Below are 13,119 nucleotides of genomic sequence, written 5' to 3'. Positions count from 1 at the left end.
GGGAGTATGAGCAGGCGGTCGTCGCCCGCGCAACTACCTTCGCCGAGCCTGCATCGGCTGCTGGCGCGGCATCGGCGTCGGATACGTGAGTTGTTCCTGGTGGGCGGCGCGGCGGCGCTGTTCGAGCTTGGCGACGAGTTGCGCGTCCTCGTGCAGCTCCTCCTCCGACGGCGACAGGATGACCATGAGGAGCATGGTCAGGGTGATGAGGCTGATGACGGTCATGAGCGGCACGAGGAAGTCGAGCGCGTCGGCGCCGGCGACGACACCGGGCTCGGCGTCCACCGAGACGTGCATGGCGTACATGCCGGTGTAGTGCATGCCCGAGACGGCCACGCCCATGACGAGGGCGGCGCCGGTGATCCAGATCGGCTTCTTGACACGCAGGGTGAACCACAGGGCCACGGTCGCGGCGACCACGGCGATGGCCACGGAGGCGGCTACGGTGAGCCGGTCGTAGGAGACGTGGGCGGACATGTTCATCGCGTACATGCCGAGGTAGTGCATCGAGGCCACGCCGAGCCCGGTCAGCAGGCCGCCGCCGAGCAGCGCCAGGACCCGGCCGCCGCCGTAGGAGACGAGGAACAGGCCGGTGCCGACGACCACGATGGCCACCACCGCGGAGGCCACGGTGAGCAGCACGTCGTACTTGATCTGGGTGCCCTCCACCTCGAAGCCCATCATGGCGATGAAGTGCATGACCCAGATGCCGGTGCCGCCGATGGAGATCGCCGCGCCGAGCAGCCAGCGTACGCGGGCGCCGCCGCGCGAGGCGTGCGCCTGCGCGGTGAGCCGCAGTCCGAGCATCGAGCCGATGCAGGACATGACGTAGGCGAGCAACGGCGTGATCAGTCCGTAGGTGAAATGATTCACAGCGGTCATCTATCGGTTCCTTGCATTAGGGGTTCCCGGATTGTGCCATCCCGGATGTCCCTTTCGCATGGATATCCGTACTATCTGTCAACCCGCGTGTCGGAAACATGAGAAGGACTCATGGCTATCGAGGGGCCGTTCTGGCGGGCGATCGCGGTCTTCCGCGTCGCCTCGCTGGTCTACGCGGTCGTGCTCCTGGCCCAGCACCGCGGCTATGCCGAGCCGGTGCTCGGCTGGCTGGTCATCCTGGTCATGGCCCTGTGGACGGCCGGCGCGACCGTCGCCTACGCGGCCGAGTCGCTGCGCCGCTGGCCCCTGCTGTCCGCCGACCTGGCGGTGACGCTGGCGTGCCTGCTCGCCAGCCCGTACGTGCAGGGCACCCTGCAGACGGCCACCGGCACCATGCCCGTGCCCGCCACCTGGATGGCCGCGCCCGTGCTCGCCTGGGCCGTGCGGCACGGCCGCCGCGCCGGCACGCTCGCGGCCGCCGTGGTCGCCGCCGGTGACATCTGGTCCCGCTCCGGGGCCGACGAGGCGTCCGTCCTCATCAACGAGACGGTGCTGCTGCTCATGGCGGGCTGGCTCGTCGGCCACGTGGCCCGGCTGGCCAAGCAGGCCGAGGAGCGCATGCAGCGGGCCGCCGAGATGGAGGCCGCCCAGCGCGAGCGCGAGCGGCTGGCCCGCGACATCCACGACTCGGTCCTCCAGGTGCTCGCCCTGGTGCACCGGCGCGGCCGGGAGCTCGGGGGCGAGGCGGGCGAGCTGGGCCGCCTGGCGGGGGAGCAGGAGGCCGCGCTGCGCGAGCTGATCTCGATCGTCCCGCCGGCGCCCAGCGGTACCACCGACCTGCGCTCCCTCCTCGCCCGGTACGGCTCGTCCTCCGTCACCGTCTCGGCCCCGGCCACGCCGCTGCTCCTGCCCGCCGAGGCCGCGGCGTCCGTCGCCGCCGCCGTCGGCGCCGCCCTCGACAACGTGCGCGCGCATTGCGGTCACGACGCGCGCGCCTGGGTGCTGGCCGAATTCCTGGACGGCGCGGTCACCGTCACCGTCAGGGACGAGGGGCCGGGCATCCCGCAGGGCCGGCTGGAGCAGGCCGCCGCCGACGGCCGCATGGGCGTGGCCCGGTCGATCCGGGGCCGGATGGCCGAGCTGGGCGGGAAGGTGACGATCGTGAGCGTTCCCGGGCAGGGCACCGAGGTCGAGATCACCCTGCCCGCCTGAGCAACGCTTACAGTGGCGCCATGGTGCGGGTCATGGTGGTGGACGACCATCCCATGTGGCGCGACGGCGTCGCCAGGGATCTGACGGAGGCCGGTTACGAGGTCGTGGCGGCCGTGGGGGAGGGGCGGCAGGCGCTCAGGGTCGCCGCCGCGGTGCTGCCCGACGTCGTGGTGCTCGACCTGAGGCTGCCCGACCTGCCGGGGCCCGAGGTGGCGGCCGGGCTGGCGCGGGTGGACCCGGCCCCCAGGGTGCTGGTGCTGTCGGCCAGCGCCGAGCAGGACGACGTGCTGGAGGCGGTCAAGGCGGGCGCCTGCGGATATCTCGTGAAATCGGCCAGCCGCGCGGAGTTCCTCGACGCCGTGCGCCGCACCGCCGACGGCGACGCCGTGTTCACCCCGGGGCTGGCCGGGCTGGTGCTGGGGGAGTACCGGCGGCTGGCCGTCCAGCTCGAACCCAGCGAGGGGCCGCGCCTGACCGAGCGCGAGACCGAGGTGCTGCGGCTGGTCGCCAAGGGGCTGTCGTACCGGCAGATCGCCGAGCGGCTCGTCCTGTCCCACCGCACCGTCCAGAACCACGTGCAGAACACCCTTGGCAAGCTCCAGCTCCACAACCGGGTCGAGCTGGTGCGATATGCGATCGAGCGCGGCCTCGACGCGGACTAAACTCGGGTGGTCGCGACGTTCCCCTTCAGACCGCCGCGCCCGTCCCCGTCTTCCCGGAGGTTCCACCATGACGATGTCGGCCCTGGGCGAGCCGTGCGTTCTGCTCAAGCTGGGCGAGATCGTCCTCAAGGGCAAGAACCGCGAGCTGTTCGAACGCCGCCTGATCGCCAACATCCGCGACGCCCTCCAGACGGTGGGCATCCAGGTCGACGTGCGCAAGCGGCACGGCGTCATCGCGATCTTCCTGCCCGAGGGGGCCACCGCCGAGCAGGCCGACGCCGTGGCGCAGCGCGTCGCCGACGTGCCCGGGCTCGTCTGGATCCACCGCGCCTGGCGGGTCGCCAAAGACCCCGACACCGTGCTCAAGGCCGGTCTCGAGCTGGTCGGCGAGAGCGAGGAGGCCAAGCGGGGCGCCCGCTTCGCGGTCCGCTCCCGCCGCCGCGACAAGCGTTTCCCGCTGCGCTCCAACGAGCTCGACCGGCTCGTCGGCGGCGCCATCAACGACGAGTACGGCCTGCCCGTCGATCTGAAGAACCCCGAGCTGACCGTGTTCATCGAGGTCGACCGCGACGAGGTGTTCGTCTTCACCGGCGGCATCCCCGGCCAGGGCGGCCTGCCCGTCGGCAGCAGCGGCCGGGCCCTGGTGCTCATGTCCGGCGGCATCGACTCGCCGGTGGCGGCCTACCGGATGATGCGGCGCGGCCTGCACGTCGACTTCCTGCACTTCTCCGGCATCCCGTTCACCACGTCCGAGTCGATCTACAAGGCGTACGCGCTGGTCAGGAAGCTCGACCGGTTCCAGGGCAAGTCCCGCCTGTGGGTGGTGCCGTTCGGCAAGGCGCAGCAGTCGATCCGCACCTCCGGCCAGGACCGCCTGGCGGTGATCGCGCAGCGGCGCCTGATGCTCAAGACGGCCGAGGAGGTCGCCCACCGCATCCGCGCCGCCGCCCTGATCACCGGCGACGCCCTCGGGCAGGTCTCCTCGCAGACCCTGGCCAACATCACCGCCCAGGACAACGCCGTCGACCTGCCGATCCTGCGCCCCCTGGTCGGCTGGGACAAAACGGAGATCATGGCCGAGGCCCGCCGCATCGGCACGCTGGAGATCTCCGAGCTGCCCGACGAAGACTGCTGCTCGCTGCTGGCTCCCAAGCGGGCCGAGACGCGGGCCAAGATCGAGGACCTCAAGCTGATCGAGAAGCGGCTCGACGCCGAGGAGCTGTGCGTGCAGCTCGCCGACTCGATCCAGGAGTACACCCTTTAGGCGTCGACCTTGAAGGGGTCGTGCTCGGCCAGGAGCTTGTCCAGCCTGGCCTGGTCGACGCGGTTGCTGACCTCCGCGAGCTCCTGCCGGTCCCGTACCACCTTGCACAGGGTGACCGTGGAGGTCACGACGTACAGGAGGCCGAGCCCGAGGAACGCCTTGATCCAGCCGGCCGTGGGCAGGTAGACGAGGGCGATCACCACGGAGGTCAGCGAGACGGCGAACGACAGGATCGCCTGAACGTAGAACGCGGTGGTCTGCGTGGGCTGAATGGGCTTCGTCATGGGGCCATCGTGCGGCCCGGGCGAAGCCCGGCACATGAGTTCTCCTACTCAAGTTACCTGTGAGTACGGCCGGCGTGTGGCTCGTGGCGGGCCGGCCGTTCAGGGAACAGGTCAGGCGGCCGTCTTGCCCAGCAGCGCCGGGAAGTCGGTCATGACCTGGGCCAGCTCACCCAGATCCGTGTCCACGAGGGCCTGCGGGCCGTCGCAGAGCGCCTGCTCCGGCTGCGGGTGCACGTCGATGATGACACCGTCGGCGCCGACCGCGATGGCGGCCCTGGTCAGCGGCAGCACCAGGTCGCGCCGTCCGCCCGAGTGCGACGGGTCGACGATCACCGGCAGGTGCGACAGCCGCTGCGCCACCGGCACCGCCGAGACGTCGAGCGTGTTGCGGGTGGCCGTCTCGTAGGTGCGCACGCCCCGCTCGCACAGCACGATGTCGAGGTTGCCGCGCTGCGCGATGTACTCGGCCGCCATCAGCCACTCCTCGATCGTGGCCGTCATGCCGCGCTTGAGCATCACCGGCCTGCCGGCCGCGCCGACCTCCTGCAGCAGCGCGAAGTTCTGCATGTTGCGGGTGCCGACCTGCAGCATGTCGGCGTACGAGGCGACCATCTCGACGTCGCGCGCGTCCACGACCTCCGTCACGATCGGCAGCCCCGTCTCCTCGCGCACGTCGGCCAGGATGCGCAGGCCCTTCTCGCCCAGCCCCTGGAAGGCGTAGGGGGAGGTGCGCGGCTTGAAGGCGCCGCCGCGCAGCAGCACCGCGCCGGCGGTCTGCGCCATCCTGGCCGCGGCGAGCGTCTGCTCGTGCGTCTCCACCGCGCACGGCCCCGCGATCAGCGTCACGGTGTCGGGGCCGATCGGCACGCCGCCCACGTGGACCGTGGAGCGTTCCGGATGGTTCTCCCTGCTGACCAGCTTGTACGGCGTGGACACGCGCATGACGTCGCGCACCCCCGCCATGCCTCTCAGGCCGGCCGCGTCGAGCTGCGTCACGTCGCCGACCAGGCCGACGATCGTGCGCCGCACCCCCTTGCTGACGAACGCCTCCACCCCGGCCGCCTCGACGACGGACACGATCGCCTCGATGTCGGCGGCGGTGGCCTCGGGCCCCATCACGATCACCATCTGCTTGCTCCTTGCTGGAGGGAGGAAAAGAACCGGGCGGGAAAAACAAGAAGGCCCCGGGTCCGATCGGACCCGGGGCCTTCGTTCGCCTGACTGCTAGCGCAGCATCAGATGGCGAACGGACTCGGGTCCGCCGCCATAGGAAAACAGGAACGCTGCGTGCATGGCTCGAAAGCCTACCGCACGCCACCCGCTCGCGAACCAGGACGGGCCCGATGGCAGGATGGCCCAAGATGCGAGACCGGTGAGGGGAGTGATCGTGGAGGAGTCGCGCCTGCCTCCAGGCCAGTACGTCCCGCGCGGCCGGCCCGTGATCCACTACGGCAGGGTGCCCGCGTTCAAGCCCGAGAGCTGGGACTTCCGGGTGTTCGGGGCCACGGCGTCGGGCGAGGAGCACCGCTACGACTGGAGCGAGTTCGAGCAGCTGCCGCGCGCCACGCGCATCGCCGACTTCCACTGCGTCACCAAGTTCTCCCTCATGGCCAACGAGTGGCGCGGCGTCACCCCCGCCACGATCATGCAGGCGGCCCCGCCCGATCCGGGCGTGCGCCACGTGATGATCTGGGCCGAGTACGGCTACAGCGCCAACCTGCGCATGTCCGACTTCACCGCCCCCGACACGCTGTTCGCGATGGAGCTGGACGAGAAGCCGCTCAGCCCCGAGCGCGGCTTCCCGCTGCGCATCGTGGTGCCGCACCTGTACGCGTGGAAGAGCGTGAAGTGGGTGCGCGGCATCGAATACCTCCTGGAGGACCGCAGGGGCTTCTGGGAGGAGCGCGGCTACCACAACGTGGCCGACCCGTGGCGCGAGCAGCGCTACTCCTACCAGGAAGAACCCGGAGAGGGCCCGCCCTGACACAACTCCCGGTTTTCCCCCGGGCACGCTCCGTTATTGGTTACGGTTTCCAGCATGCTGACCACCGTGTGCGTGGCGCTGTGCTCCCTGACCTTCCTTCTCGGCTACGGGCTCGCCCGCGCGCCCTGGCGCGGCCGGGCGGTACCGGAGGGCCACAGGGCGGACGACGCCACGTTCACCACGCTGCACATCGCCGCGATGGCCGCCCCGGCCCTGCGCGCGGGGCTCGACCGCGACTCCGCCCGCAAGGCGGTGCGGCACCTGCGCACCCTGCTCGGCACGCCGGCCGTGGCGATCACCTCGACGGAGGCGGCGCTGGCGTGGGACGGGCCGTGCACCGACGACGTGCTCACCTACGCGCGCGCCACGCTGGCCGCCGGGCGGGCCCAGGTGTTCCCCGGGCAGCCGCAGGGGCCTGAGCTGGGGGCCGTGGCGGTGCCCCTGACCGTGGACGGCACGGTGGTGGGCGTGCTGGCGGCCTTCGACGGCGAGGTGAGCGCGGCGCTCGTGCGTACCGTCAGCGAGGTGGGCCGCTGGGTCTCGGGGCAGCTGGAGCTGGCCGAGCTCGACGCCTCCCGGCGGCGCGCGCTGGAGGCGGAGATGCGCGCCCTGCGCGCGCAGATCTCGCCGCACTTCGTCTACAACGCGCTGACCACGATCGCCTCGTTCGTGCGCACCAACCCCAAGCGCGCCCGCGAGCTGCTGCTGGACTTCGCCGACTTCTCCCGTTACGCGCTGCGCAGGGCCCACGACTTCACCACCCTGGCCGACGAGCTGACCTGCGTGGACCGCTACCTGCTGCTGGAACGTGCCAGGTTCGGCGACAAGCTGCGCTTCAGCATGCAGGTGGCCCCCGAGGTGCTGCCCGTGCCGGTGCCGTTCCTGTGCCTGCAACCCCTGGTCGAGAACGCCATCAAGCACGGCATGGCGGGCCGCGGCGGCCCCGGCGAGGTGCGGGTCGTGGTACGCGACGCCGGCCCCGAGGCGCACATCACGGTCGAGGACGACGGCGCCGGCATGGACCCGGAGTGCGCGCGGCGCATGCTGGACGAGGACCCGGCGCGCGAGGGCAGCGGCATCGGCCTGGCGAACGTGGACCTGCGCATGCGCCAGATCTACGGCGACGGCTACGGCCTCGTGGTGGAGACCGCGCTGGGGGCCGGCACGAAGGTGCGGCTGCGCGTCCCCAAGACGCAACTTAGCTCTTTGTAGTCAAATCCTTACCCTATGCTAGCGTGGCGCTGGTGACCTCTGCTTTCATACGACAGCGTGGTGGACATGCTGAGAGTTCTGGCCGTTGACGACGAAGTGCCTGCTCTGGAGGAGCTCGCCTACCTGTTGCGCCAGGACGACCGAATCGAACACGTCACGACCGCGGCCGACGGCGTCACGGCGCTGCAGGACATGGTCCAGATGATCGGCGGCGGCGAGCGGCTCGACGGCGTCTTCCTCGACATCCGGATGCCCGGCCTCGACGGGCTCGACCTCGCCCGGCTGGTCGGCGGGTTCCCCAGCCCGCCCCGGCTGGTGTTCGTCACGGCGCACGAGGAGTGCGCGGTGCAGGCGTTCGAGCTGGAGGCGGTCGACTACCTGCTCAAGCCCGTGCGGGCCGAGCGCCTGTCCGAGGCGGTGCGCCGGCTGGAGGCCGCCACCAGCCCGGTGCCCGAGCCGGGCCAGGACGACGTGATCCCCGTCGAGCTGGGCGGGCGCACCCGCTTCGTGCCGCAGCAGGCCGTCTGGTTCGCCGAGGCCAAGGGCGACTACGTGCGGCTGCACACCGTCGACGGCAGCTACCTGGTGCGCATGTCGCTGGCCGCGCTGGAGCGGCGCTGGTCGGATGCCGGGTTCATCCGCATCCACCGCAGCACGCTCGTCTCCGGCCGGCACGTCAGCGAGCTGCGCTTCGAGGGCGGGCGGGTGACGCTCACCGTCGGCACCGAGACCTTGCAGGTCAGCAGGCGGCACAGCCGGCAGGTGCGCGAGCAGCTCGTCCGGCAGCACCGGGGAGTGATCTCGTGAGCGGCGGGCGCCGCGTCGTCGTGACGCGGCGGCCCCCGCCGCTCGGCAGCCGCGGCACCCCGCCGCTCCCCGGCGACTCACCCGGCGACTCGCCCGGCGTGCCCGCCATCGTCGGCCCGCAGTTACGGCAGGCGCTGCGCACGGTGGGCGCCGTGGCCGGGCTGCTGCTGGGCGTGCCGGTGCTCGCCGCCTGGGTGCCCGACCCCTGGGCCTGGGTGGCGATGTCGCTGGCCGTCCAGGGGGCCTGGGTGGGCCTGTCCGTGCTGCACCTCAGATGGGCGGAGCGGCTGGAGAGATGACCGTCGCGGTGCTGACCGGGATCGCCTTCGTGCTGGTTCTGGGCGTCATGGTCGGCGCCGCGCGACCGCGCCGCTCCCGCGGCGCCTCCGACTTCTACGTCGCGGCCAGGGCGGTGCCCCCGTGGTGGAACGGCGCCGCGATCACCTCCGAGTTCACCTCGGCCGCCGCCTGCCTCGGCACGGCCGGGCTCATCGCCACGCACGGCTCGCCGATGTTGTGGTACCCGGCGGGGGCCGCCGCCGGGTTCGTCGTCATCCTGGCCCTCGTGGTCGCCCCGCTGCGGCGGTCGGGCACGTACACGCTGCCCGACTTCGCCGAATGGCGGCTGCGCTCGGCGCGGCTGCGCCGCTTCACCACCTGCTTCGTGCTCGTCGTCGGGCTGGCGTTCCTCGTCGCCCAGCTGCACGCGGCCGGGGTGGTCGTGCGGCTGCTGACCGGGCTGCCGCCGTGGCTGGGCTGGGCCGGCGTCGCGGGGCGGCGCTGGCCGTGGCGCTCGCCGGCGGGCTGGGCAGCGTGACGAGCGTGCAGGCCGCGCAGTTCTGGCTGAAGCTGGCGGTGTTCGTCGGGGTCGGGGCCGTGTGCTGGTGGACGGTCGGCACGCCGCTCGTCCCCGGGCCCGACGGCTGGTTCGCCGGGGCCTACCGGTCCGGCGGCACCGGCTGGCGGGGGTGGGCGACCCGTCGCTGCCCGGGGTGCTGTCCGTGCTGGTCGCGTGCGCGCTGGGCACGATGGGGCTGCCGCACGTGATCGTGCGCGTCTACACCAGCAGGGACGGGCCCGGCGCCCGGCGCTCGATCGTGGCCACGCAGGTGCTGCTCGCCCTGTTCTGCGTCGTGCCGCCGCTGTACGGGGTCCTGGGGCACGTCCACGTGCGCGGGGCCGCCGCCGACGAGATCGTGCTCCTGCTGCCCGCCAGGATGCTCTCAGGCGCCGTGGGGAGGTGCTGACGGGATTGCTGGCGGCCGGCGCGTTCGCGGCCTTCCTGGCCACCTCCGGGGCGTGCTGGTGGCCGTCGGGGCGCGGTGTCGGCGTGCGTGTCGCGGGCCGGGGTGCGCTCGTTCCGTACGGCGGTGGCGGCCGTCATGCTCGCCGCGCTGGCCCTGACGGCGCTCAGCAGCCCCGGCGTCTCGGTGGCGCTCGTGCTGCTCGGCTTCAGCCTGTCGGCCGCCACGTTCTGCCCATGCTCGTGCTCGGCATCTGGTGGCCCCGGCTGACGGACGTGGGCGTCGCGGCCGGGTTCGTGACCGGCGGGGGCGTGACGGCGGCGCTGGTGGTCGCGGAGCAGGCAGGCGTGAAGATGGGCGCGCTGACTTCCTGCCCCGCGCCGGTCGCCGTGCCGCTCTCGTTCGCCGCGATGGTGGTGACATCCCTGGTCACACCGGGTCGGGTGCCGCAAGTGGTGGGCCGGATGATGGCCCGGATGCATCTGCCCGAGCATCTTGCGGGCCCCCCTGCCTACCGTTCGTCGCGCGACGACGACCGCTGGTCGTAACAACACTCTCCGTATAACGCTGACTACAGACCGTTCAACGCGCTGTCCGTAAACAGGGTTTCGCCCGCAAGATCGCAACCGTAGTGTTTCGGCATCGGAGCCATCCCGGCGCACCGGGGGGACGGGCCGCAAGGCTCACCGAGAGGGTCTGGTGCACCGGGTTCACCGGCGACAAACGCAGGTCGCCGCGGCTGTCGGGCCCCTTACCGGGGGGTGGGGCCCGCCATGCCGGACGTGAAGGGGCGCCCGTGCAGGCCGCCTCGCGCGGCCCCGCGATCCGGCCTTCGGGGGCGGCCGGATCGCGCGAGCGGGCGCCCCTATCACGGTTACCGGCCCGATGAGGCATTCGTCCCTGGGCTTTGGCTCGGGGCGGTCAGCCGTCCCTGAGCTTCTTCAGCAGCGCGATGTCCTCGGCGTGCTTGGGCGCCTTGCCCGGCGTCTCGATGCAGATCGGCACCCCGGCCACCGCCGGGTGCCGCATCAGCTCCGCGAACGGCTGCGCGCCGATGTGGCCCGACCCGATGTTCTCGTGGCGGTCCTTCTTCGCGCCGCACACGTCCTTGGAGTCGTTGGCGTGGATCAGCTTGAGCCGCCCCGGCGCGATCGCGTGCAGCGCGTCGAACGTCTCCTTCACCCCGCCCTCGGCGGCCAGGTCGTGACCGGCGGCGAAGGCGTGGCACGTGTCGAGGCAGATGCACGCCCGCGGATGCCAGTCGAGCGCGGCCAGGTAGGGCTCGATGTCCTGGACGGTGGCGCACAGCATGGCGCCCTGGCCCGCCATCGGCTCCAGCAGCAGGTCGGGGCCGCCGTCGGGGATCTCGTCGAGCAGCGGCAGCAGGTGCTCGTGCAACTGGCGCAGCGCGTCGTCGCGCGGCTGCGTCACCGCCGAGCCGGTGTGCACCACCACGCCCTTGGCGCCGGTCTCCACCCCGCGGCGCAGCGCGTGCCGCACCACCCCGACGGAGCTGGCCAGCGTCTCGGGGCTGGGCGAGCCGAAGTTGACCAGGTAGGGCACGTGGATGAACGCGGTCACCCCCGACTCGGCCAGCTTGGCGTCCTCGTCGGGCTTGCCGTCGTTGAGCGCCCAGCCGCGCGGGTTGGTGACGAACACCTGGATCATCTCGGCGCCGATCTCGGCCATGTACTTGAGGCCGCCCGTCGCCAGGCCGCCCGTGACGGACACGTGTCCGCCGATCAGGGAAGTTGGGGTCATGATGGCTTCAGTTTAGGTGCGGTCACCGACTGTTCCCGTCCCCACACGCAGCCGCGGGGGTTGGAGCATGACACGAAAAGTGCCCGGCATCAGGACCGCGACTTGGGAGTTCTCGCGGATGGACCGGGCACGAAGCGCATGTGTGTACTTCTCGCATGCTCACCGACTTCAACGCCCGCTCCCCGGACGAGGCCGAGGCCGACCTGATGGCCTGCTGCGCCTCCCGCACGTTCGCCGGGAAGGTGGCCGCGCTGCGGCCGTACGCCGACGCGCGGGCGCTGCTCGACGCCGCCGGCGCGGCCGTGCTGGAGCTGGACTGGCCCGACGTCCTGGAGGCGCTGAGCGCCCACCCCAGGATCGGCGAGCGGGCGAGCGGGCAGGGCCGCGAGGCCGCCTGGTCCCGCCAGGAGCAGTCGGGCGTGGAGGACGGGCTGCGCGCCGCGCTCGCCGACGGCAACCGGGCCTACGAGGAGCGGTTCGGGCACGTCTACCTCGTCTGCGCCACCGGGCTGACCGGCGCGGAGATGCTGGCCCGGCTGCGCGAGCGGCTGGGCAACGACGAGGAGCGCGAGCGCGCGGTCGTCCGTGCCGAGCTGGCCGCCATCACCCGGCTGCGGCTGACCAGACTGGTCGGTGAGGCGCCGTGAGCTTCTCCACCCACGTGCTCGACGCCGTCACCGGCCGGCCCGCCGCCGGCCTGCGCGTCCGCCTGGAGCACGACGGCCGCGTGATCGCCGAGGGCCGCACCGACGACGACGGCCGCATCGGCGGCTGGCAGCCCGGCGCCGGCGTGCACCGGGTCGTCTTCGACACCGGCGCGTACCTGAAGGACACCTTCTACCCCGAGGTCGTCGTCACCTTCACCATCACCGACCCCGGCCGGCACCACCACGTGCCCCTGCTGCTCAGCCCGTACGCCTACTCCACCTACCGAGGGAGCTGAATGACCGTCAGACTCGGCGCCAACCGCTACGGCAAGGCGGAGACCAGGCTCGTCCACGTCGTCAGGGACGGCCCCGTGCACCACCTCAAGGACGTCAACGTCAGCACCTCCCTGTCGGGCGACATGGAGGCCGCGCACCTGACCGGCGACAACTCCGCCGTGCTGCCCACCGACACGCAGAAGAACACCGTGTACGTCTTCGCCCGGCGGCACGGCGTCGGCGAGATCGAGGAGTTCGCCCTGCGCCTGGCCCGGCACTTCGTCGCCGCCCAGCACTCCATCCACCACGCCAGGGTCGCGATCGAGGAGTACGGCTGGACCCGCACGGGCCCGCACTCGTTCGTGCGCGACGGCGGCGAGGTGCGCACCTGCGTCGTGCACCACGACCGCGACGGCCGCACCACCGTGCTGTCGGGGCTCAAGGACCTCGTGCTGCTGAACTCGACCGGCTCGGAGTTCCACGGCTTCATCACCGACGAGTACACGACGCTCCAGCCGGCCACCGACCGCGTCCTGGCCACGGCCGTCACCGCCCAGTGGCGGCACACCTCGGCCGACGGCTCCGCCTTCGCCAAGTCGTACGGCGAGGTCCGGCGGTGCCTGCTCGACGCGTTCGCGCAGACCCACAGCCTCTCGCTGCAGCAGACCCTGTACGCCATGGGCGAGCGCGCCCTGACCACCTGCCCCGAGATCTGCGAGGTCAGGCTGTCGCTGCCGAACAAGCACCACTTCGCGGTGGACCTGTCGCCGTTCGGCCTCGACAACGACAACGAGGTCTTCCACGCCGCCGACCGGCCGTACGGGCTCATCGAGGGCGGCGTGCTGCGCGAGGACGCCCCCGACGCCGGATTCGCGTGGGAGTAG

At 72.0% G+C, this 13,119-nt stretch carries 18 protein-coding genes; 14 read left to right on the top strand and 4 right to left on the bottom strand.

The features are described from left to right. Positions 1-33 precede the first annotated feature (33 nt). Entirely contained in the window at positions 34-882 is an 849-nt protein-coding gene (locus KIS93_RS43320) for an MHYT domain-containing protein (RefSeq protein WP_186404766.1), read from the bottom strand. 111 nt (positions 883-993) lie between these two features. Here KIS93_RS43320 and macS point away from each other — a divergent pair, with 111 nt between their 5' ends. From macS to thiI, 3 genes are all read left to right on the top strand, one after another. Beyond that, positions 994-2,094: a MacS family sensor histidine kinase gene (gene macS, locus KIS93_RS43315; protein ID WP_080041141.1), complete on the top strand. Its 1,101-nt coding sequence runs from the start codon at positions 994-996 to the stop codon at positions 2,092-2,094. A gap of 20 nt (positions 2,095-2,114) precedes the next feature. Next, a complete protein-coding gene (locus tag KIS93_RS43310) occupies positions 2,115-2,756 on the top strand; it encodes a response regulator (RefSeq protein WP_080041140.1) in 642 nt (213 codons plus the stop codon). Positions 2,757-2,823: 67 nt separating this feature from the next. Next, on the top strand, positions 2,824-4,020 hold the full coding sequence (thiI, locus tag KIS93_RS43305; RefSeq protein ID WP_080041139.1) for a tRNA uracil 4-sulfurtransferase ThiI: 1,197 nt from the start codon (positions 2,824-2,826) through the stop codon (positions 4,018-4,020). Here the strand turns inward: thiI and KIS93_RS43300 are convergent. Then, positions 4,017-4,304: a YiaA/YiaB family inner membrane protein gene (locus KIS93_RS43300; RefSeq protein WP_080041138.1), complete on the bottom strand. Its 288-nt coding sequence runs from the start codon at positions 4,302-4,304 to the stop codon at positions 4,017-4,019. The two genes, thiI and KIS93_RS43300, sit on opposite strands and share 4 nt — an antisense overlap. Before the next feature lie 111 nt (positions 4,305-4,415). Continuing rightward, entirely contained in the window at positions 4,416-5,432 is a 1,017-nt protein-coding gene (aroF, locus tag KIS93_RS43295) for a 3-deoxy-7-phosphoheptulonate synthase (protein ID WP_080041137.1), read from the bottom strand. Between the two features lie 244 nt (positions 5,433-5,676). On the opposite strand from aroF, the gene KIS93_RS43290 reads away from it, so the two are divergent. The 8 genes from KIS93_RS43290 to KIS93_RS43255 all read left to right on the top strand — a co-directional run bounded on the left by KIS93_RS43290 (position 5,677) and on the right by KIS93_RS43255 (position 10,099). After that, positions 5,677-6,288: a molybdopterin-dependent oxidoreductase gene (locus KIS93_RS43290; protein WP_230466414.1), complete on the top strand. Its 612-nt coding sequence runs from the start codon at positions 5,677-5,679 to the stop codon at positions 6,286-6,288. 54 nt (positions 6,289-6,342) lie between these two features. Next, complete coding sequence (locus tag KIS93_RS43285) at positions 6,343-7,500, top strand: sensor histidine kinase (RefSeq protein ID WP_080041135.1); 1,158 nt, start codon at positions 6,343-6,345, stop codon at positions 7,498-7,500. Positions 7,501-7,566: 66 nt separating this feature from the next. Beyond that, positions 7,567-8,307 carry a LytR/AlgR family response regulator transcription factor gene (locus KIS93_RS43280; RefSeq protein ID WP_080047045.1) on the top strand — a complete coding sequence of 247 codons (741 nt, stop codon included), beginning with the start codon at positions 7,567-7,569 and terminating at the stop codon, positions 8,305-8,307. Beyond that, positions 8,304-8,606, top strand: a complete 303-nt coding sequence (locus KIS93_RS43275; protein ID WP_080041134.1) for a hypothetical protein — start codon at positions 8,304-8,306, stop codon at positions 8,604-8,606. The genes KIS93_RS43280 and KIS93_RS43275 overlap by 4 nt, the downstream gene beginning before the upstream one ends. Continuing rightward, complete coding sequence (locus KIS93_RS43270) at positions 8,603-9,124, top strand: sodium:solute symporter family transporter (RefSeq protein ID WP_186404765.1); 522 nt, start codon at positions 8,603-8,605, stop codon at positions 9,122-9,124. The genes KIS93_RS43275 and KIS93_RS43270 overlap by 4 nt, the downstream gene beginning before the upstream one ends. Positions 9,125-9,275: 151 nt before the next feature. Beyond that, entirely contained in the window at positions 9,276-9,554 is a 279-nt protein-coding gene (locus KIS93_RS43265; RefSeq protein ID WP_186404764.1) for a hypothetical protein, read from the top strand. An 87-nt stretch (positions 9,555-9,641) separates the two neighbouring features. Beyond that, complete coding sequence (locus tag KIS93_RS43260; RefSeq protein ID WP_186404763.1) at positions 9,642-9,821, top strand: hypothetical protein; 180 nt, start codon at positions 9,642-9,644, stop codon at positions 9,819-9,821. Then, complete coding sequence (locus KIS93_RS43255; protein ID WP_186404762.1) at positions 9,788-10,099, top strand: hypothetical protein; 312 nt, start codon at positions 9,788-9,790, stop codon at positions 10,097-10,099. Before KIS93_RS43260 ends, KIS93_RS43255 begins: the two co-directional genes overlap by 34 nt. Positions 10,100-10,472: 373 nt before the next feature. On the opposite strand, the gene KIS93_RS43250 is transcribed toward KIS93_RS43255, so the two are convergent. Then, positions 10,473-11,312 (bottom strand): deoxyribonuclease IV, encoded by an 840-nt coding sequence (locus KIS93_RS43250; protein ID WP_080041132.1) that lies wholly within the window; start codon positions 11,310-11,312, stop codon positions 10,473-10,475. A gap of 155 nt (positions 11,313-11,467) precedes the next feature. Between KIS93_RS43250 and uraD the strand changes: the two genes are divergently transcribed. From uraD to pucL, 3 genes are read left to right on the top strand one after another with little or no spacing between them, the layout of a single operon-like run. Further along, entirely contained in the window at positions 11,468-11,959 is a 492-nt protein-coding gene (gene uraD / locus KIS93_RS43245; protein ID WP_080041131.1) for a 2-oxo-4-hydroxy-4-carboxy-5-ureidoimidazoline decarboxylase, read from the top strand. Next, on the top strand, positions 11,956-12,255 hold the full coding sequence (gene uraH, locus KIS93_RS43240; protein ID WP_080041130.1) for a hydroxyisourate hydrolase: 300 nt from the start codon (positions 11,956-11,958) through the stop codon (positions 12,253-12,255). The genes uraD and uraH overlap by 4 nt, the downstream gene beginning before the upstream one ends. Continuing rightward, positions 12,256-13,119, top strand: a complete 864-nt coding sequence (gene pucL / locus KIS93_RS43235; RefSeq protein ID WP_080041129.1) for a factor-independent urate hydroxylase — start codon at positions 12,256-12,258, stop codon at positions 13,117-13,119.

The sequence above is a fragment of the [Actinomadura] parvosata subsp. kistnae genome, from assembly GCF_900323885.1.
Classification (GTDB): Bacteria; Actinomycetota; Actinomycetes; order Streptosporangiales; family Streptosporangiaceae; genus Nonomuraea; species Nonomuraea composti.
Note: the sequence above shows the minus strand (reverse complement) of the source record. Positions and strands in the feature narration are given on the sequence as shown.

What these genes read in the sequence shown, in the direction of transcription:
- KIS93_RS43300 (WP_080041138.1), bottom strand. Translation starts at nt 4,304, where the DNA reads ATGACGAAGCCCATTCAGCCCACGCAGACCACCGCGTTCTACGTTCAG.
- aroF (WP_080041137.1), bottom strand. Translation starts at nt 5,432, where the DNA reads ATGGTGATCGTGATGGGGCCCGAGGCCACCGCCGCCGACATCGAGGCG.
- macS (WP_080041141.1), top strand. Translation starts at nt 994, where the DNA reads ATGGCTATCGAGGGGCCGTTCTGGCGGGCGATCGCGGTCTTCCGCGTC.
- thiI (WP_080041139.1), top strand. Translation starts at nt 2,824, where the DNA reads ATGACGATGTCGGCCCTGGGCGAGCCGTGCGTTCTGCTCAAGCTGGGC.
- KIS93_RS43270 (WP_186404765.1), top strand. Translation starts at nt 8,603, where the DNA reads ATGACCGTCGCGGTGCTGACCGGGATCGCCTTCGTGCTGGTTCTGGGC.
- KIS93_RS43285 (WP_080041135.1), top strand. Translation starts at nt 6,343, where the DNA reads ATGCTGACCACCGTGTGCGTGGCGCTGTGCTCCCTGACCTTCCTTCTC.
- uraD (WP_080041131.1), top strand. Translation starts at nt 11,468, where the DNA reads ATGCTCACCGACTTCAACGCCCGCTCCCCGGACGAGGCCGAGGCCGAC.
- KIS93_RS43320 (WP_186404766.1), bottom strand. Translation starts at nt 882, where the DNA reads ATGACCGCTGTGAATCATTTCACCTACGGACTGATCACGCCGTTGCTC.
- KIS93_RS43250 (WP_080041132.1), bottom strand. Translation starts at nt 11,312, where the DNA reads ATGACCCCAACTTCCCTGATCGGCGGACACGTGTCCGTCACGGGCGGC.
- pucL (WP_080041129.1), top strand. Translation starts at nt 12,256, where the DNA reads ATGACCGTCAGACTCGGCGCCAACCGCTACGGCAAGGCGGAGACCAGG.
- KIS93_RS43280 (WP_080047045.1), top strand. Translation starts at nt 7,567, where the DNA reads ATGCTGAGAGTTCTGGCCGTTGACGACGAAGTGCCTGCTCTGGAGGAG.
- KIS93_RS43255 (WP_186404762.1), top strand. Translation starts at nt 9,788, where the DNA reads ATGCTCGTGCTCGGCATCTGGTGGCCCCGGCTGACGGACGTGGGCGTC.
- KIS93_RS43310 (WP_080041140.1), top strand. Translation starts at nt 2,115, where the DNA reads ATGGTGCGGGTCATGGTGGTGGACGACCATCCCATGTGGCGCGACGGC.